The organism is Geodermatophilus poikilotrophus (assembly GCF_900111455.1).
In the GTDB taxonomy this organism is placed as follows: domain Bacteria; phylum Actinomycetota; class Actinomycetes; order Mycobacteriales; family Geodermatophilaceae; genus Geodermatophilus; species Geodermatophilus poikilotrophus.
Window position 1 is genome coordinate 162,788 of the sequence record NZ_FOIE01000010.1, and the last position, 18,378, is coordinate 181,165.

The 18,378-nt window shown below is 73.0% G+C and carries 15 protein-coding genes; 8 read left to right on the plus strand and 7 right to left on the minus strand.

All coding sequences use genetic code 11. The annotated features are described in order from the left end of the window. Positions 1–149: 149 nt before the first annotated feature. The 4 genes from BMW27_RS24670 to nrfD all read left to right on the plus strand — a co-directional run bounded on the left by BMW27_RS24670 (position 150) and on the right by nrfD (position 5,650). Positions 150–710, plus strand: coding sequence for a dehydrogenase (locus BMW27_RS24670; RefSeq protein ID WP_091448022.1), 561 nt, complete (start codon positions 150–152; stop codon positions 708–710). A gap of 12 nt (positions 711–722) precedes the next feature. Beyond that, positions 723–3,440, plus strand: a complete 2,718-nt coding sequence (fdh, locus tag BMW27_RS21055; protein ID WP_091448025.1) for a formate dehydrogenase — start codon at positions 723–725, stop codon at positions 3,438–3,440. Between the two features lie 76 nt (positions 3,441–3,516). Continuing rightward, on the plus strand, positions 3,517–4,584 hold the full coding sequence (locus BMW27_RS21060; protein ID WP_091448028.1) for a 4Fe-4S dicluster domain-containing protein: 1,068 nt from the start codon (positions 3,517–3,519) through the stop codon (positions 4,582–4,584). Between the two features lie 4 nt (positions 4,585–4,588). Next, on the plus strand, positions 4,589–5,650 hold the full coding sequence (gene nrfD / locus BMW27_RS21065) for an NrfD/PsrC family molybdoenzyme membrane anchor subunit (RefSeq protein ID WP_091448030.1): 1,062 nt from the start codon (positions 4,589–4,591) through the stop codon (positions 5,648–5,650). Positions 5,651–5,824: 174 nt separating this feature from the next. Here nrfD and BMW27_RS21070 read toward each other — a convergent pair whose 3' ends face one another. The 4 genes from BMW27_RS21070 to BMW27_RS21085 form a co-directional block, all read right to left on the minus strand. Beyond that, on the minus strand, positions 5,825–7,510 hold the full coding sequence (locus tag BMW27_RS21070; RefSeq protein ID WP_091448032.1) for an endo-1,4-beta-xylanase: 1,686 nt from the start codon (positions 7,508–7,510) through the stop codon (positions 5,825–5,827). 208 nt (positions 7,511–7,718) lie between these two features. Further along, a complete protein-coding gene (locus BMW27_RS21075; protein ID WP_091448033.1) occupies positions 7,719–9,407 on the minus strand; it encodes a polysaccharide deacetylase family protein in 1,689 nt (562 codons plus the stop codon). Positions 9,408–9,435: 28 nt separating this feature from the next. Further along, on the minus strand, positions 9,436–10,779 hold the full coding sequence (locus tag BMW27_RS21080) for a glycosyltransferase family 2 protein (protein ID WP_139206951.1): 1,344 nt from the start codon (positions 10,777–10,779) through the stop codon (positions 9,436–9,438). A 2-nt stretch (positions 10,780–10,781) separates the two neighbouring features. Further along, positions 10,782–11,006, minus strand: coding sequence for a hypothetical protein (locus BMW27_RS21085; RefSeq protein ID WP_091448039.1), 225 nt, complete (start codon positions 11,004–11,006; stop codon positions 10,782–10,784). An 804-nt stretch (positions 11,007–11,810) separates the two neighbouring features. Here BMW27_RS21085 and BMW27_RS21090 point away from each other — a divergent pair. Then, positions 11,811–12,086 carry a hypothetical protein gene (locus BMW27_RS21090; protein ID WP_091448041.1) on the plus strand — a complete coding sequence of 92 codons (276 nt, stop codon included), beginning with the start codon at positions 11,811–11,813 and terminating at the stop codon, positions 12,084–12,086. Between the two features lie 33 nt (positions 12,087–12,119). Here the strand turns inward: BMW27_RS21090 and BMW27_RS21095 are convergent, their stop codons facing one another. After that, positions 12,120–12,632: a diguanylate cyclase domain-containing protein gene (locus tag BMW27_RS21095; RefSeq protein ID WP_091448043.1), complete on the minus strand. Its 513-nt coding sequence runs from the start codon at positions 12,630–12,632 to the stop codon at positions 12,120–12,122. Positions 12,633–12,904: 272 nt separating this feature from the next. On the opposite strand from BMW27_RS21095, the gene BMW27_RS21100 reads away from it, so the two are divergent. Then, positions 12,905–13,951 carry an NAD-dependent epimerase/dehydratase family protein gene (locus tag BMW27_RS21100; RefSeq protein ID WP_175486599.1) on the plus strand — a complete coding sequence of 349 codons (1,047 nt, stop codon included), beginning with the start codon at positions 12,905–12,907 and terminating at the stop codon, positions 13,949–13,951. A 112-nt stretch (positions 13,952–14,063) separates the two neighbouring features. On the opposite strand, the gene BMW27_RS21105 is transcribed toward BMW27_RS21100, so the two are convergent. After that, entirely contained in the window at positions 14,064–14,282 is a 219-nt protein-coding gene (locus tag BMW27_RS21105) for a hypothetical protein (RefSeq protein ID WP_139206952.1), read from the minus strand. Positions 14,283–14,667: 385 nt separating this feature from the next. Between BMW27_RS21105 and BMW27_RS21110 the strand changes: the two genes are divergently transcribed. Continuing rightward, on the plus strand, positions 14,668–15,405 hold the full coding sequence (locus BMW27_RS21110; RefSeq protein WP_091448051.1) for a PP2C family protein-serine/threonine phosphatase: 738 nt from the start codon (positions 14,668–14,670) through the stop codon (positions 15,403–15,405). A 90-nt stretch (positions 15,406–15,495) separates the two neighbouring features. On the opposite strand, the gene BMW27_RS21115 is transcribed toward BMW27_RS21110, so the two are convergent. Continuing rightward, complete coding sequence (locus BMW27_RS21115) at positions 15,496–16,482, minus strand: LCP family protein (protein WP_245743776.1); 987 nt, start codon at positions 16,480–16,482, stop codon at positions 15,496–15,498. 586 nt (positions 16,483–17,068) lie between these two features. Between BMW27_RS21115 and BMW27_RS21120 the strand changes: the two genes are divergently transcribed. After that, a partial coding sequence (locus BMW27_RS21120; RefSeq protein WP_091448057.1) for a UDP-glucose dehydrogenase family protein occupies positions 17,069–18,378 on the plus strand: 1,310 nt, incomplete at its 3' end.

Below are 18,378 nucleotides of genomic sequence, written 5' to 3' on the forward strand. Positions count from 1 at the left end.
AGAGCCGGCAACAACCCCATGATCACGGCCGAGGGGACGTGGCGACGGCGGAGGGGCAGGCCGGACGGCGGAACCGCAACGGACGGTTGTCGCCGGCGACCGCGGCTCCCGGAGCGCCGAGTGGGCGCAGGAGTGGCAGAGTTGCCGGTGTGAAGACCTGGCTCGACGCGTGGCCGGTGTTCCGGCAGCTGACCGGTGCCGACCCCCTCGGACGCGGCCTGGCCGCGCGCAGCAAGGCGACGGAGAACGTGGTGAGCCGCACGGCCACCGCCGACCGCGTCGTGCAGAGCGTGTGCCCGTACTGCGCGGTGGGGTGCGGCCAGCGGATCTACGTCAAGGACGAGCAGATCGTCCAGATCGAGGGCGACCCGGACTCGCCGATCAGCCGCGGCCGGCTGTGCCCGAAGGGCAGCGCCAGCAAGCAGCTGGTCACCAGCCCGACCCGGGTGACGACGGTGAAGTACCGCCGTCCGTTCGGGACGGAGTGGGAGGACCTCGAGCTCGGCACCGCGATGGAGATGATCGCCGACCGCGTCCTCGAGGCCCGCCGCAAGGGCTGGCAGGACGAGAACGACGGCAAGCGCGTCAACCGCACCATGGGAGTAGCGAGCCTCGGAGGGGCGACCCTCGACAACGAGGAGAACTACCTCATGAAGAAGCTCTACAGCGCCCTGGGCGCGATCCAGATCGAGAACCAGGCCCGCATATAGCACTCCGCCACGGTGCCCGGTCTGGGTGCCACGTTCGGCCGTGGCGGCGCCACGAACTTCCAGGAAGACCTCGCGAACTCCGACTGCATCGTCATCGAGGGTTCGAACATGGCCGAGTGCCACCCGGTGGGCTTCCAGTGGGTGAGTGAGGCCAAGGCGCGCGGCGCCAAGGTGATCCACATCGACCCGCGGTTCACCCGCACCAGCGCGATCGCCGACCTGCACGTCCCGCTGCGCATCGGTACCGACATCGCGTTCCTCGGTGGCCTGATCCGATACGTGCTCGACAACGAGCTGTACTTTAAGGAGTACGTCGTCGCCTACACCAACGCCGCGGCGCTGGTGAGCGAGCAGTTCGTCGACTCCGAGGACCTCGACGGCCTGTTCTCCGGCTTCGACCCGGAGAGCAACACCTATGACGAGGCCAGCTGGCAGTATGAGCCGGAGGAGCCGCCGCACTCGGGCTCGGACGACCCGGCCGGGGCCGCGGAGCAGGACCGCAGGGAGCAGGACCCGGAGATCAAGAAGACCGACAAGGCCCAGGCGGCCGGCAGCGGTGGTCCGCCGATCGCGGCCAAGCCCAAGCGCGACGAGACGCTGCAGCACCCGCGGTCGGTGTTCCAGGTCCTCAAGCGGCACTTCGACCGCTACACCCCCGAGATGGTGGCCGAGGTCTGCGGCATCGAGCCGGAGGTCTTCCTGCAGGTCGCCCGCTGGGTGACCAAGAACAGCGGCCGCGAGCGGACGACGGCGTGGGTGTACTCGGTGGGCTGGACGCAGCACAGCGTCGGCGCGCAGTACATCCGCACCTGCTCGATCCTGCAGACCCTGCTGGGCAACATCGGCCGTCCCGGCGGGGGGATCCTCGCGCTGCGCGGGCACGCCAGCATCCAGGGCTCGACCGACGTCCCGACGCTGTACAACCTGCTGCCGGGCTACCTGCCCATGCCGCACGCGCTGCAGCACGGGTCGCTGGACGAGTACTGCGCCGACGCGGCCGGCAAGGCCGGGTTCTGGGGTAACAAGCGCGCCTACATGACCAGCCTCCTCAAGGCCTGGTGGGGGGACGCCGCTACGCCGGAGAACGACTTCGCGTTCGACTACCTCCCGAAGATCGACGGCGACCACAGCTCCTACCGGACGATCGCCGACATGATCCAGGGCAAGGTCTCCGGCTACTTCCTGGTCGGCGAGAACCCGACGGTCGGGCACCCGAACGGGCGGATGAACCGGTTCGGGCTGGCCAACCTGGACTGGCTGGTCGTCCGCGACCTGCAGATGATCGAGTCGGCGACCTTCTGGAAGGAGTCCCCGGAGATCGAGACCGGGGAGCTCGCGCCCGAGACGATCGCCACCGAGGTCTTCTTCGTCCCCGCGGCCTCGCACGCGGAGAAGGAGGGGACCTTCACCCAGACCCAGCGGCTGCTGCAGTGGCGGCACAAGGCGGTCGAGCCGCCGGGTGACGCCACGAGCGACCTGTGGTTCTACTTCCACCTCGGTCGCATCCTGCGGGAGCGGCTGGCCGGCTCCACCGACCCGCGGGACCGCCCGCTGCTCGACCTGACCTGGGACTACCCGACCCACGGACCAGACCAGGAGCCGAGCGCCGACGCCGTCCTGCGGGAGATCAACGGCACCGGCCCGGACGGGCGCGCGGTCTCGGGCTACCTGGAGCTGAAGGACGACGGCTCGACGTCGTGCGGCTGCTGGATCTACTCCGGCGTCTACGCCGACGAGGTCAACCAGGCCGCCCGCCGCAAGCCCGGCCGCGAGCAGGGCTCGGTGGCCGCCGAGTGGGGCTGGGCCTGGCCGTACAACAGGCGCATCCTGTACAACCGCGCCTCGGCCGACCCGGACGGCAGGCCGTGGAGCGAGCGCAAGGCCTACGTCTGGTGGGACGAGGAGGCCGGTCGGTGGACCGGCCTGGACAACCCCGACTTCGAGGCGACCAAGCGGCCGGACTACGTGCCGCCGGACGGCGCGAGGGCGCAGGACGCCATCGGCGGCGCCGACCCGTTCGTCATGCAGGGTGACGGCAAGGCGTGGCTGTTCGCCCCCGCAGGGGTGGTCGACGGCCCGCTGCCGACGCACTACGAGCCGGCGGAGTCCGTCGTCGAGAACGCCCTGTACAAGCAGCAGGCGAACCCGACGCTGGAGCACATCGAGGGGCCGTGGAACCGGGAGAACCCGCCGCTCTCCGATGTCTTCCCGTTCCAGGTGACCACCTACCGGCTGACCGAGCACCACACCGCCGGCGGGATGAGCCGCACGCTGCCCTACCTGTCGGAGCTCCAGCCGGAGTTCTTCGTCGAGGTCAGCCCGGAGCTGGCCGAGCTGCGCGGCCTGACCAACGGCGAGTACGCCACGCTGGTCAGCTCCCGGACGGCGATCGAGGCGAAGGTGCTGGTCACCGAGCGGATCCGGCCGATCCGGCTGCGGGACGGGCAGGTCGTGCACCAGATCGGGATGCCCTACCACTGGTCCTACAGCGGCATCTCGACCGGCGACGGGGCCAACGACCTGCTCGGGATCGTGCTCGACCCGAACACGCACATCCAGGAGGACAAGGTCAGCACCGCCGACATCCGGCCGGGACGGCGACCGCGCGGGCCCGAGCTCATCGAGTTCGTGGAGGGCTACCGGCAGCGGGCCGGGGTGCCGTCCGGGCGGGTCGGGGTCAACGGCCGCGACCCGGTCGCCGCCGAGGCCGGCGAGGGGTCGAAGTTGTGAGCCGGCGAGGGATCGAAGCCGTGAGCCCGCGAGGGACCGGAGCCGTGAGCACTCGAGCAGCAGACAGGAGACCGGCGTGACCTCGGTCAGTTCGGCGAGCCCGGCCTTCACCGGGCGCGATCCCGACAACCGGCTGTACGGGCCGCTGCCCGACGTGCAGGCCGAGGCCGGGTACGACGGCGACCACCCGGCGCGGGTGGGCTTCTTCACCGACACCTCGGTGTGCATCGGCTGCAAGGCCTGCGAGGTGGCCTGCAAGGAGTGGAACTTCCTGCCGATGGACGACGCACACGGCGTGCGCGACGTCATGGGCCTGTCCGGGATGTCCTACGACAACACCGGGCAACTGGGTGCCAACTCCTGGCGGCACGTGGCGTTCATCGAGCAGACCCGCACCGTCGACCTGCCGATGCCGACGTTCGGCCGGCCCGGGGACGACCGCAACGACACCGGCCGCTCGGTCACCGACGGCCCGAACGACGAGAGCCTGGCGACGGCGCAGCAGTCCAGCGTGCTCAACGCCGAGGCGCTGTCGGAGTTCGACCCGCAGACCGGGCAGTCGGGCACGGACAAGCAGATCCGCTGGCTGATGAGCTCCGACGTGTGCAAGCACTGCACGCACGCCGGGTGCCTCGACGTCTGCCCGACCGGCGCGCTGTTCCGCACCGAGTTCGGCACGGTGGTCGTCCAGGGCGACATCTGCAACGGCTGCGGCTACTGCGTGCCGTCCTGCCCGTACGGCGTCATCGAGCAGCGCAAGGGCGACGGCCGGGTCTTCAAGTGCACGATGTGCTACGACCGACTCACCGACGGCCTGCAGCCCGCGTGCGCGACCGCCTGCCCGACGCAGTCGATCCAGTTCGGCAACCTCGACGAGCTGCAGGCCCGCGCCGACGCGCGGCTGGCCACGCTGAAGTCCCAGGGCGTCGAGACCGCCCGCCTCTACGGGCGGGACGAGGACGACGGCGTCGGCGGCGCGGGCGCGTTCTTCCTGCTGCTCGACGAGCCGGAGGTCTACGGCCTGCCACCGGACCCGGTCGTCACCACGCGCGACCTGCCCGCGATGTGGAAGTCCGCCGGCGCGGCTGCGGCGATGATCCTCGGGGTGGCGCTGTCGGCCGTCCTCGGCTCGCGGAGGAAGTAGTCGCATGACTGAGGGCATCACCACGCCCGGCGCCGGCTGGCGGCGGGCCGACGGGCCGCCGGCGCAGAAGCGGCAGAAGCGCCGTCGCCGGCGCGGCGGCGGACGTCCCGGCGGCGAGGTGGCGATGGTCGAGGAGGCCGAGTTCACCTCCTACTACGGCCGGCCGATCATCAAGCCGCCGGTGTGGAAGACGCCGGACGTGCCGTTGTACCTCTTCCTCGGTGGCGCGGCCGGTTCCTCGTCGATCATGGCGGCGCTGACCGACCTCACCGACCGGCCGGCGCTCACCCGCAACGCCCGCTACGTCTCCGGTGGCGCGGCGATCGCATCGGTCGTGTTCCTGATCCACGACCTCGGCCGGCCCGAGCGGTTCCTGCACATGCTGCGGGTGGTCAAGCCGACGTCCCCGCTGTCGATCGGCTCGTACATCCTGGCGCCGTTCAGCGCGGCGGCCGGGGCGACGGCGGCGGTGGAGCTGCTGGGCTGGTTCCCGCGGCTGAAGCGCTTCGGCGGGGTGGTCGCGGCGCTGTTCGGCGGCCCGTTGGCGACCTACACCGGGGTGCTGTTCGCCAACACCGCCGTCCCGTCCTGGCACGCCGCCCACAAGGAGCTGCCGTTCGTCTTCGGCGCCTCGGGGATGGCCGCCGGCGGGGGCATCACCATGGCGCTCAGCCCGATCGAGGAGGCCGGGCCCTCGCGCAAGATGGCGGTGGCCGGCGCGGCGATCGAGCTGGCCGCGATGCACCGGGTCGAGACCGAGTTCGGGATCGTGAGCAAGCCGTACCACGTGGGCAAGGCGGGCAGGCTGCTGCGGGCGGCGAAGTCATGCACCGCGGCCGGCGCGGCGCTCACCGTCGTCGCCGGGCGACGGCGCGCGGGCGCGGTCGCCGCGGGTGCGCTGCTGGCGGCCGGGTCGCTGCTCACCCGCTTCGGCGTCTTCGAGGCGGGCATGGCCAGCGCCCGGGACCCGAAGTACACCGTCGTCCCGCAGCGCGAGCGGCTCGCCGCGCGCGAGGCCGGGCAGCAGGTCGCCTCGAACGGGCACGCCCCGACGATCACCCGCTGACCCCGGTCCCGCCGACGGTGCGTCCGGCGGCGGGATCGGCGACGAGGAGCGGGCCGCGGGGTCCTCATCGGCTCCGTGGTGCGGAGCCGGCTGGCCGACCTGCTCGACGGCGTCCTGGCACGTCGCCCGGCCCGGCTCCCCGCAACCCGCGGCCCGGCAGCCCCGGCCTGCAGGTCAGCGCTCCAGCACGGACCGCAGGGCGCGGTGGGCGAGCGTCGGTCTCCCCTGCTCGAAGAGCAGGTCGTGGCCCTGCCGGAGGCGCCCGTCGGGCGCGACCCACCAGTTGTAGCGGTCGTCGACCCCCCACGTCGTGTACGAGACGCAGTTGGGGTGCCGGAAGCAGGCGGCGAACACCTCGGCGTACTGCTCGGCCTGGGCGTCGGGTCCCTCAGAGCGGGTCACGTCGTTCTCCGAGATGCGCACGCGCAGGCCGGCCCCGGCGAACCGGTCGATGCTGCGCGTCAGGTCGTCGCCGTCGATCCGGTCGGTGGACAGGTCGTAGACGTGGGCCTGCAGTCCGACGCCGTCGATGTGGCCACCCTGCGCGTTGGTCTCCGTCACCAGCGCGAGCAGGGCGTCCTGCCGGGGGCCGGGGACGTCGGCGCCGTTCTCGTTGACGTACTGCGCGACGTCGGGGTCGGCGGCGTGCACCGCCCGGGAGACGACGGCCGGGTAGCCGGGCCCGAAGACCCGGTACCAGACGTTGTGCCGCAGCTGGGTGCCCTGGTCGACGCCGAACGGCTCGTTCACGACGTCCCACGACGCCAGCCGGCCCCTGAAGTGGGTGACGACCGTGGTGACGTAGTCGAGCAGCGCGGTCGCGCTCGCCCGGCGGTCGGCCTCAGTGGTAGTGGGCAGGTCCTGCATCCACCGTGGCAGGGCCTCGCCGAACGTGAGGGTGTGGCCGTGCACGTCCATCCCGTGCCGCCGGGCGATGTCGACGAGGGCGTCGGCCTCCTCGAACGTGTACACCCCCGGGCCGGGCGAGAGGTGCTGCGGCTTCATCGCGTTCTCCGGTGTGACGGAGCCGAACTCGGACAGCGCCGCTCGCGCGTACTCGGGGTCTGCGGTCAGCGGCCCGAGCGCGAGGGCTGCGCCGACCCGGAAGTCGGGTCGCTGCCGCGCGGCCAGTGCCTGCAGGCCGTCGCGTGCGGGCGGGACGGTGAGCCGCGTGGTGTCGACGGCGCTGACGGCGCCGCCGTCGAGTGCCCGGGCGGTGAGCGAGCGGACCGTGAAGGAGCCGCCCTCACCGGACAGGCCCAGCCAGACCTGGCCCGAGGTGAACACGTCCCCCAGCTCCGGAGCCGTGACCGTCTCCCCATCGCTGGCGATCCGCAGCGTGTCGCCCGACCGGCTGACCGTGAGCGGGGCCGCCGGGTCGGCCAGCGTCACCTGCTGGTCGTACACCGGCCGGGGACGGGTGGGGTCGTCGGGCAGGGAGCCGTCGTGGACGGTGACCCGCAGGTCGCGGCCGCGGAGCGTCAGTCGCACCGACCCCGGCTCGATGCGGAACTCGTCCGCGACGACGGGGGGCCGGTCGTAGAGGGTCAGTGACGCAGCGCCGGTGGCGTCGGCGATGGTGGCGGTGACCGAGAAGTCCCCGTCGACCTCCAGGTGCGTCCCGTACAGCTGCAGTGGCGGGTTCGGCTGTCCTCCGCTGCCGTCCTGCTGCACGATGCGGCGGTCGGTCGCCCGGACGTGGAGGCCGTCCTCCCCGGCGGTGACCCCGGGCGCGGCGGTCCAGTCCTGCCCGATCAGGTCGACGGTGCGGTCGCGGTCGGGCGCCGAGCAAGCGGCCAGGCAGAGCACCAGGACGGACGCCGCGACCGCCAGGTACGCGGCGAGTGACCCCCCGGCCATGGCTGCTCCTGTCTCGTCGTCCCGCCGGCGCGAGCGGGCTCGACCGTACGCGGTCGGGGTCGGCCGGGATCCCGTGGTCACGGCCTCCCAGGATCCCCGGCGGGCCGAGCCCGGGCACCCTCGGTGCCCCCCTGGACGGGCCGGGGTGGTGGCACGGCGACCGGACGCCGCCCGGCGGGGACGGCGCCGGTCGGGGCCGTTGGCCGGGTCAGGACGTGCTCACCTCGGCGAAGGCCTCCGCCACCGGCACGACGGTGATGCCGCTGTCCCGGACCAGGTCCAGCTGGGTGCTGAACGCCTCGTTGAAGACCACGCGGGCGTCGCCACCCTCCGCCATGGGGTTGATCTTGTGGTAGATGAGGATCAACCAGCCGTTGGTGCGCTTGGTCTCCTCCAGCAGCCACGCGACGTGCTCCGGCTTCGTGTCCTGGTCGACGTAGAACGTCCTGAGCCGATAGGGCTCGAGGTTCTGCCGGGTGTTGACGCCGGTCTCGGTGGTGCGCAGGGTCTGCAGGTGCTGGCGGGCGTACCACTCGACCTGGGCGTCGGTCCTGCCGTGGGGGACGGCGAGGTGCTCCGTGGGCAGGCCCGCCGCGGCGAGCGCCTCCTGCCCCCTCCACAGCTGCTCGTCGAGCCGCTCGGCGCTGAGGGTCGTGAGGTCGAAGTGCTCGTAGCCGTGCAGGGCGACCTCGTGGCCCTGCCGGTCGAGGGCCTGCAACTGGGCCGCCGTCATGAAGTCGGGCGTCTCGATGACCGCCGGGTTGACGTAGAACGTCCCCGGGAAGCCGCGCTCCTCGAGCAGCCGCACGCCGTGGGTGTAGGACGACTCCCAGCCGTCGTCGAAGGTCACCGAGACCAGCGGGCGGCTCCAGCGGGGAGCGCCTGGCCGGCTCACGTCCGTGAGGACCTGGCCGCGCACCGCGGCGGTGCCCTCGGCCCGGGAGACGAGGGTCACCACCCCCGACGTCGCCCCGGTCGGCACCTGCAGGTGCTGGGTGACCTCGGTCCACTCACCGGCCGGCGGGAGGGTCGCCAGGTCGGCGAACTCGTACCGACCGTCCGCGGCGAGGAACTCCGCTCGCACGTCGACCGGACGGTCGGACCGGTACGTGGCGGTGAACCGGAGGTACTGGTCCGGCCGGACGGGGATCGGCGCGTGCTCCCACTTCGCCTCCCCGGTCCGGCGGTCGGTGACGCGGGTCTCGAGGAACCGCCCCCGGTCGTCCTCCCGGACGGCGAACTCCGCCGCCGTGGCGCCCTCCCGGTACGGCGACCACTGGTCGGGCACGGCCTCACCGCTCGCCGTCAGTTCCGGGTTCGGGAGGAGGTTCGGCCCCGGCGGGACCGCCGGGTCGACGTGGACGTCGTGGGCCGGGACGAGGTAGGCGCCGTCCACGTCGAGCGTTCCGGTCGAGGCGATGCGGAGGACGTACTGGACGGCGACCACGTCGGCGTCCGGGCGGAACGCGGCGCTCACCGTCGACCAGGGCAGCCGCTCCTCCGGGTACTCCCGCACCGACACGAGCCGGTCGGCGCCGTCCCGGGTGGAGTAGCGGGCGAGGAGGGTGAAGCCGGGGTCGCCGCCGGACACGAACGCCTTGAACAGGTAGGTCCGGTCCGCGGACACCGCCACCCGGGGGCTGGTCAGCGTCACGTCGCCCGACCGGTACCGGGGCACGTCGACGCGCAGCGCCCGCTCGGTGACGTGGCCGGGCGCGGTCCCCAGTGAGACGTCCGCGTCGAGGCTGTGGTCGACGCGCCAGCCACCGGGCGTCGCGCTGCCGTCCGCGGAGACGGCCGGCAGCAGGTTGGCGCCCGGGGCGGCCTGTGCCACGTCGTCCCGGCCGTCGGTGTACCGCTGCCAACCCACCGTGACGAGCACCGCCACCAGCGGCACGACGACGAGGGGGTGTTGTGCCAGTCGGCTAAGCCGCACGGGCGTTCACCGCCAGCTTGCCCGCCCGCTTCGGCGAGGACCAGGTGCTGCCCACGTCCCTGCGCTGGACGAGCGAGCGGCTCCTGATCAGGCAGCGGGTGATCGCCACCAACTGGACCAGGTCCATGAGGTAGAAGACGAAGTAGGCGGTGGGCGCGTACATCGTCAGGCGCAGGCGCTCACGCTGGCTGAGGGTCTCGTCCATCCAGATGGTGAGCAGGGTGTAGGCCGTGATCGTCGCGTACGCACCCACCACCAGCGTCGGGGTGTACTGCGTCAGCGAGATGTAGATCGCGTACGTCCACGCCAGCGGGGAGACGAGGAGCGTGAACTCGCTCAGCACCGCCATCGGCATCCGGTACATGGTCAGCGTGCGGCTGTACCGACGGTCCCGGTTCCCGATCAGGTGGCGGTACTTGACCAGGTTCTGCATGCTGCCGTACTTCCACCGGTAGCGCTGGCGGGCCAGCGCGCGGAAGGTCAGGACGCCTTCCGTCTTGGCCACCACGTCAGCGCCGTACACCATCCTGAACCGCCGGTTCCCGAGGCTGGTCACCTTCGTGCTCAGGCCGATGTCCTCGGTCAGCGTGTCGGTGTCGTAGAAGCCGACCTTGCGGAGCACCCGCATGCGGTAGGTGGAGGCGACCCCTCCCACCACGAACTCGCAGTTGGTCACCGAGTACAGCTTCTTGGACCGGTAGCCGATCATGTGCTCGAAGCGCTGCAGCACACCGAGGACGGTCGGCTCGTCGATGATGTGGACGTTGGCGGCGACGCCGGCCACCCACGGATCGTCGAAGTAGGACAGGGCGTTCGACACCGCGTCGGGCGAGAGCAGCGAGTCGGCGTCCAACGTCATGACGTACTCACCGCGAGCGTGGTGGCGCAGGACCGCGGTCAGCGCGGCGCCCTTCCCGACGTTCCTCGCCATCCGGTAGAGGCGCAGGTCCATGTCCGGGTGCCGGGCCCGGTAGTCCTGGACCAGCTCCTCCGTCCGGTCGGTCGAGGCGTCGTCGGCGACGATCACCTCGAACGCCGGGTAGCTGCTCATCCGGACGGAGTCGAGGGCCCGGGTGATCACCTGCTCCTCGTTGTGGGCGGCGATCACGATGCTGACGAGGCCGGGCACCTCAGCGGGATGGCCGTCCGGGCCTGTCGCCGTGGCCGCGCACTCGGCCCACGTCCGAGGCCGGTCGGCCCGACGGAGCAGGTGCTTCCGCCGGTGCTGCCAGATGTCGTAGACGTTGGCGCCGACGAGGTAGAGCCCGAAGTGCACCACGTACAGCAGGCTGACGCCCGCGAACAGGTAGAAGTGGAGGCTCGCGAGGTCCATGCTCACCCGCCGCCCGGATGAGGCTGCCCGCCCGGGCTCGTCCGGAGATCGCGGCGCCGGTACAGCACGTGACAGGCGACGAAACGCACGATGGCCGTCAGCAGGACCACCGCCCAGAGCACCAGGCTCACGGTCGTCATGAACGAGAGCAGGTCCTGGAACATGACTGCGTCACGCCCGAAGGTCTCGGCCGCTACGACATCGAGATGGTCCGGTGCAGGGTGCATGGCTGGCCCTCTCGGTTCGGGAACGGTTGCTGTGTCGGGTGACGGCTCGCCACCACGTCGCTCGTGCGGACACCCCGGATCAGCGGGGTGCAGGACGACCTGTCGTCACCGGGCGGAGCGAGCGACGGTGACCGGGCGGGTGCCTGTCGGCACGACCACCGCCGGGAGCCGTCGAGTCGCGGTGACGCAGGTCAGCCGCCGTCACGGACGCCGCTGCCCCGTGCGGCAACACGACCGTCCGAAGCTGGTTCGCTGCGAGGAACGAGTGGGCCGGGGCCGGGTGGACGGGTGCTCCGCTGCTGATCCAGGCCACGTCGAAATGGCTCACTGATGTCCCCCGTGCTGTTCCTTGGTGACGCAAACAGCAGGGACTTTGGGCCATAACCGCAGACAGCGGGAGGGACTTCGAACTCTTGCGCGGTCAGAACTCGGTGGGCCATGACAGACCGTTGTGGGTCATGGCCGAGTCGTACGTGCGCTCATCTCGCAGAGATTGTGACCCGTGACGGTGAGCAATGACTTGGACCGCGGGGTCACTCGCCGGGCGGCCGAGACGGCGTCGGGGGCCGGGTCTTCACAGTCACTCGCCCGGAGGCTCACTCCATCCGGTCAGCGCGGCGCGCGACGGTGGGGCCCTGGATGGTCGTTGCAGTGCTCGAGGAGCCGACGGCTCGACGGCCGGGCGTTCGACTCGAACTGCAGGGTGGTGCGATCGTCGTCCCCGAGGCGGGCCGAGGCGGGCGAGGGCGCCACTGATCACCCGCGGGGTGCGTCCGGCGCGGCCGGCAGCGGCGAAGGAGGGCTGTGGGGGTCTTCGTCATCGTGGTGCCGGTGCTGCTGGTCGTCGTCCTCGGCTACGCCATCGGCTACACGGTGTGGGAGGCGACCGGTCTCGGGGGGAACCCGGAGGTGCCCGGCTGGCTGACCGGGCTGGCGCTGCTGGGAACGGTGTCGTGGCCGCTGGTGTCGCGGCGGGCGCGGCTCAAGCGCGCGCTGCGCCGGGCTCGCGGGCGGGGGGACGACGCGGAGACCGCCCGGCTGGGGGCGGAGCTGGCCCGGCGGCGCCGGGGGAGGAGCTGAGGCAGGCGTCCGCGCCGTTGCGGACGCCGTGCCTCAGCGGGTGCCGGCGTAGCGGATGACCCGGCCGGCGCCGAGGGAGCGGGCGCTCTGCAGGGACAGGGCGGCGCGGCGCATGGTCTCGTTGGCGCTGGCGCCCTCCTCGAGCGCGGCGACGCCGGCGCAGGCGCCGAGGCCCGGGATGGCCAGCTCGGTGATCGCGGTGGCGAGGCGGGTGGCGGCGGCCTCGGCGTCCGTGGCGCTGCCGCTGACGAGGACGGCGAACTCGTCGGGGCCCGAGCGGCCCAGCCAGTCGTCGCCGCGCAGCGAGCGCGCCACGACCGAGGTGGCGGCCGCGAGGCTGCTGACGGCGGTCGGCCGGGTGTCGTCGCGCCGGAGCAGGCCCAGGACGATCAGCGCGCCGGGGACGCCGGGGACGGCGGCCAGGCGCTCGGCGAGGTGGGCCGAGACCGAGTTGGGCCCCGGCAGCAGGCTGGTGACGTCGTCCTCCGGTGGGAGGAGCGCGGAGACCGGCAGCGAGACGGAGAGCGGGTTGCGGGCGATGGACATGACGTCCCCATCGGTACCGGTGTCGTTCCGCTGGAGGGGATCCCACCCGGAGGGGTGGGGCGGCGGCCGGCCATGACCTGGGGGACGACCCCGTCGCCGGCCGGTACCGGGACCCGGTCGGGCGACACGCCCGGGCCCGGGGTGGGCACGGGCGGTCAGCACACGCTGGTCCGGCGCCCCTCGGCGCGGACCGGACGGTTCCGTCACCGCGCCGCCGCCCGTAGCGTCCGACGGCCATGGGCGTGCACCGGCCGCGCCGAGGGGGTGGACGCGTGCGGAGATCCGACCCGGCCGGGGTGGACGCTGGGCGGCTCCGCGACATGCCGGTGCTGGTCACCGGGGGCACCGGCTTCCTGGGCGCGTCCGTGGTGCTGCGGCTGCTGAGCGCCGGGTGCCGCGTCGTCGTCGTCGGGCCGGACCCGGGGTGGCGGGAGCCGGTGCGGCGGGCGATCCGCGAGGGCGTCGTCGAGCTGGTGCAGGAGCCGGAGTGGTGGCGGCCGGAGGCCGCCCGGCGGGTGGCGCGCCGGGCGGCGGGGGCCGAGCAGCTGGTGCACCTGGCGTCGGCGCCGGTGCCGGCAGGGGAGCGGACGGCGACCGGTGCGGCGCGGGACGCCGTGGCGGTCGACGTGGCCGGCACCCTGGAGCTGCTGGCGGCGCTCGGCGACGGGCTGGGCCACGTCGTCCTCGGCAGCTCGGTGGAGGTCTACGGGCGGGCGCCGGTCACCCCGGTGGACGAGTCGATGCGGCCGACGCCGGCGGACTCCGTGGCGGCGGCGCGGCTGGCGTTGGAGGACCAGCTGCGGATCGTCGCCGCGGCGGGCGGGCCGGAGGCCACGGTGCTGCGCTTCACGACGCTCTACGGGCCCGGGGAGACCATGCCGTGGGCGGTGCCGACGTTCATCCAGGCCGGGCTGGCCGGGCACCCCGCGACGATCGCCGGGGACGGCCAGGAGCTGCGCGACTACCTGCACGTGGAGGACGCCGCGGACCTGGTTCTGCGCGCGGTGGCCCGGCCGCCCGCGGTGTCCTCGGCCGGCGAGCGGTTCCGGCTGGTCAACGCCGGAAGCGGGACGGCGGAGCGCACGGTGACGCTGGCGCAGCGGGTGCGGCGGGCCGTGGCCGAGCAGCGTGGCGAGCTGCCCCCGCCGCCGCGGCACGTGGGGGAGCGGCGAGCCGGTGGCGTGGTGTGCCGGACCGAGCGGGCGCGCGAGCTGCTGGGGTTCCGCCCGACCGTCGACCTGGACCGGGGGCTGGCGGAGGAGGTGGCCTGGTTCGCCCGCCTGGCGGAGTCACGGCCCGACCGGGGCGCCGCCGGGTGACGCTCCGGCGCGAAGGACCCGGCACTCCCGTGGGAGTGCGTGACGGGGACCCGCGTGCTGGGACACGGCGGGCGTTCGGGGCGCCCGGTGGCCCGATCGGCGTCCCCGGGGGTCAGCGGGGCGAGCGCCGCTCCGTCCGCAGCATCCTGACCTCGCACAGGATCGCGGCCGCCCAGGCGAGGACGACGAGGACGTCGCCCAGGTGGACGCCGTGCTCGTCGCCGAACTCCAGGAGCACCGGCCCCTCGCTGACGTAGTGCCCGGTCAGCAGCAGGACGGCGAAGAGCGAGAGGATCGCCGCGACGACGGCTGCGGGTAGTGAGCGGGGCACGGCTCGACGGTAGCCGGACAACGGCGGCACCGAACGCAGCAGAGCGGCGGCGCCGGTCACCGCGCTCGTCCGTACCGCCTGGTCGAGGCCGGTCGGCCGGCGACCGGGCCCGGTACGCGGGCACGCCGGCGCCCACCCCGTCCGGCTCCGTGTCCTCGGTCACGACGGTCCTCCCGGCGACGACGCAGCCGGGCGCGCTGGTGACCTCCCCGGCACGGGACGACGGCCCGGGGCAGGGGAGCGCACCGCGAGCCACTCCGCGTCGGCGCGTCGGGCGGCGGGTCGAGGGCGTGCGACCTGCCGGCGTGTCACCGACCTCCTAAGCTCGGCCCACCTCGTCTTCCCCACGGGGCGTCCTGTCGTCGATGCGTGTTGTGGAGCGTGGATGCCGCCGGTCGAGCTGACGTGGGGAGCGGCGACAGCCGTGGGCCAGCGGGAGGACAACCAGGACAGGTACCTGGCTGCTCCCCCGGTGTTCGCGGTCGCCGACGGCATGGGGGGTCACGTCGGTGGTGCTGCCGCTGCGGAGGCGGTGGTCGAGGCGCTGCGCTCGCTGACCGGGTCCGGGACGACGACCGTCGCAGCGATCCGGCTGGCGCTGCAGCGGGCCGACGGCGAGATCCGCGCGTTCCACGGCCCGGACAAGGCCGGTGCCGGGACGACGGTCGCCGGTGTCGCGCTGGTCGACGAGGGCGAGGGGCCGCAGTGGGCGGTCTTCCACGTCGGGGACTCCCGGGTCTACCGCTGGCACGAGGGCTGCCTCGAGCTCTGCACCAAGGACCACTCGGTGGTGCAGGAGCTGATCGACGCGGGCTACATCTCCGACGAGAGCGCCGGCACGCACCCGCAGCGGCACATCATCACCCGTGCGCTGGGTGTCGGTCCGCGTCCCGAGGCGGACGTCGTCCTGTCACCGGTGGTGCCGGGGGAGCGTTACCTGGCCTGCTCGGACGGGTTGACCGGCGAGCTGGACGACGGACGGATCGGGCTCCTGGTGGGCGGTGAGGTCGATCAGGCCGCCACCAGGCTCGCGGCCGAGGCCGAGAACGTCGGTGCGCGTGACAACGTGACCGTCGTCGTGGTCGAGGCCGGCCCGGGAGCTGCTGCTGGGGTCGTGGGGTGAGGTCACCGGGCTCGGCGGCGCCCATGTCCGGCGCCGCTGCGTCTGGTCCGCCCGACCCGCCGGGTCCGCCCGGACGAGCGGACGCCTGGCTCAGCGCGGGACGTCGGGCAGCGCCTGGGAGCTGAACTCCTCGGCGTTCTGCGACAGCGAGTCCGTCTGCAGGTAGCCCCACATCCGCTCGCCGGCGACCCCGTCGAGGTAGACGACGCTCGCCGCGCCCTCGGTGCCCGTCCCCAGCACCGGCGCGGTGAAGAAGTCGACGTCGTCGGGCGTCAGCCCGCGCAGCGAGTACGCGAGGGAGAGCAGCTCGGCGGTGCCCAGTTGCTCGTCGACCGCGACGGCGCTGGTCACGGCCAGCAGTGCGGCGTCGAGCCGGCCCGGGTCGGTGAAGGTGTCGGAGCTGAACAGCTGGCCGAACACCGCCTGCAGGTACTGCTGCTGCCGGCGCACGCGGTCGAAGTCGCCACCGGGCAGGCCGTAGCGCTGACCGAGGTACCAGCGCGCCTGGTCGCCGTCCAGGTGGTTGACGCCGGCGGGGAAGGTGTACGGCCCGTTGCTGGTGGTCTCCGCGACGACGACGTCCACCCCGCCCAGGTCGTCGGTGACCTGGACGAGCCCCTCGAAGTCGATCGCGACGTAGTGGTCGATGCGCACGTCGGTGAGCTGCTCGACGGTCCGGACGAGCAGCGTCGGCCCGCCGTAGGCGTACGCCGCGTTGATCTTGTCCGTGCCGTGGCCGGGGATGTCAACCCACGAGTCCCGCGGTACGGAGATCAGCTGGGCGTGCCGCCGGTCGGCGGAGATCCGGGCGATCATGATGGCGTCCGAGCGGCCCCCGGCGGCGATGCCCTCGTCGGCGGTCGCGCGGGTGTCCGACCCGACGAGCAGGAAGGTCACCGGTTCCCCGCCGGTCTGCTGTGCCGGGGTCGCCGGTGCGGGACGGGCGGTCCCGTCGAGCTGCGCGAAGACGTCGGAGACCCGGGCGACATTGCCGGCGTAGCGGTCGGTGAGGAACCACAGGCTGCCGCCCACGACCAGGGCCAGGACGACGCCCAGGACGCCGAGGCTGATCACCACCCGCCGGAGGGTGCGTCGACGCGACGGCGTCGGCGCGGTGCCGTCGTGTTCCGGTCGTGCGATTTCGGTCGCGCTGCTCATGAGGTCCCCGTCCACCTGGTCGGAGACCGACGGTACGAACGGCGACGCGACCGGTCAGCCCGTCACCACTCGTCGGGGTGAGGCGGTGAGACGTCGGCGCGGGCACCGAGCGGCGCGGCGCTGCCGGCACCGGCGACCCGCACGCCTACCCGAACTCGTGCTGGTCAGCGTGGTCGATGGTCCGACCCAGCAGGACGGCGGCGGGGACGGCGAGCAGCAGCCAGAGCACCAAGGCCGCCCACACCCAGCCCACCAGCACCTCCTCGTCCCCGTGCGCACCGCCGAGCCGAGTAGATCGCAGATGGCGGCCGCCTGGAACCCCCCGAGTGCGGGAGGACCGTGATCGTGACCTCCGAGAGGAGCGGTCGGGCGGACTGCTGCTCGTGTCGCCGTCTCCGGTGGTCCGCCGCTCCGAGCGGCCCGCTCACCGGGCGCTGCGCCACCCGTCATGGTGCACTTCAGTTCTTGAGTGGTTGGGGGGCTCGACAGGGAGGGCGCGACGGGCATGCGGATCTCGGTCATCGGCTGTGGCTACCTCGGCGCCGTCCACGCGGCCGCGATGGCCGAGCTGGGCCACGACGTGGTCGGGATCGACGTCGACGAGAGGAAGATCGCCGCCCTGTGCGAGGGCCGCGCCCCCTTCTACGAGCCGGACTTCGGCGAGCTGCTCCAGCGCTCCCTCGCTTCGGGCCGCCTCGGCTTCAGCACGGACGTCGCCGACGCCGCCGGGGCCCGTGTGCACTTCGTCTGCGTCGGGACGCCGCAGAAGCACGGCGAGTACGCCGCCGACCTCCACTTCGTCCGAGCGGCGGCCGAGTCGCTGCTGCAGGTCCTCGAGCCGGGCGAGGTGGTCGTCGGGAAGTCGACCGTCCCGGTGGGCACGGCGGCGGAGCTCGCGCGCATGTTCGGCGACAAGGTGCCGGGCGCGCTGCTGGCCTGGAACCCGGAGTTCCTCCGCGAGGGGTTCGCCGTCCGCGACACGCTGCACCCCGACCGGCTGGTCTACGGCGTTCCCGACGGGCCGGACGCCGACACGATCGTCGCCGTCCTCGACGAGGTGTACGCGCCGATCGTGGCCCGCGGCACCCCGAAGGTGGTCACCGACCACGCCACCGCGGAGATGGTCAAGACCGCGGCCAACTCCTTCCTGGCCACCAAGATCTCCTTCATCAACGCGATGGCCGAGCTGTGCGAGGCCACCGGCGCCGACGTCAAGCAGCTGGCCGACGCCATCGGCTACGACGACCGGATCGGGCGCAAGTTCCTCAACGCCGGCCTCGGCTTCGGCGGCGGCTGCCTGCCCAAGGACATCCGCGCCTTCATGGCCCGCGCCGGCGAGCTGGGCGCGGACCAGGCGCTGACGTTCCTGCGCGAGGTCGACAACATCAACATGCGCCGCCGCATCCGGATGGTGGAACTGGCCCGCGAGGTCTGCGACGGCTCGCTGCTGGGCAAGCACATCGCCGTGCTCGGCGCGGCGTTCAAGCCCGACTCCGACGACATCCGCGACTCCCCGGCGCTCAACGTCGCCGCCCAGCTGCAACTGCAGGGCGCGGTGGTGTGCGTCACCGATCCGGCCGCGATCGACAACGCCCGCCGGTCCTGGCCGCAGCTGGACTACGCGCCCACCCCCGAGCAGGCCGCGCACCGGGCCGACGCGGTGCTGGTGCTCACCGAGTGGCGGCAGTACCGCGACCTGGACCCGGTCGCCTTCGGGCAGGTCGTGGCCGGCAAGCGGGTCCTCGACGGCCGCAACGCCCTGGACCGGGAGGCCTGGACCGCCGCCGGCTGGACCTACCGCGCCCTCGGCCGACG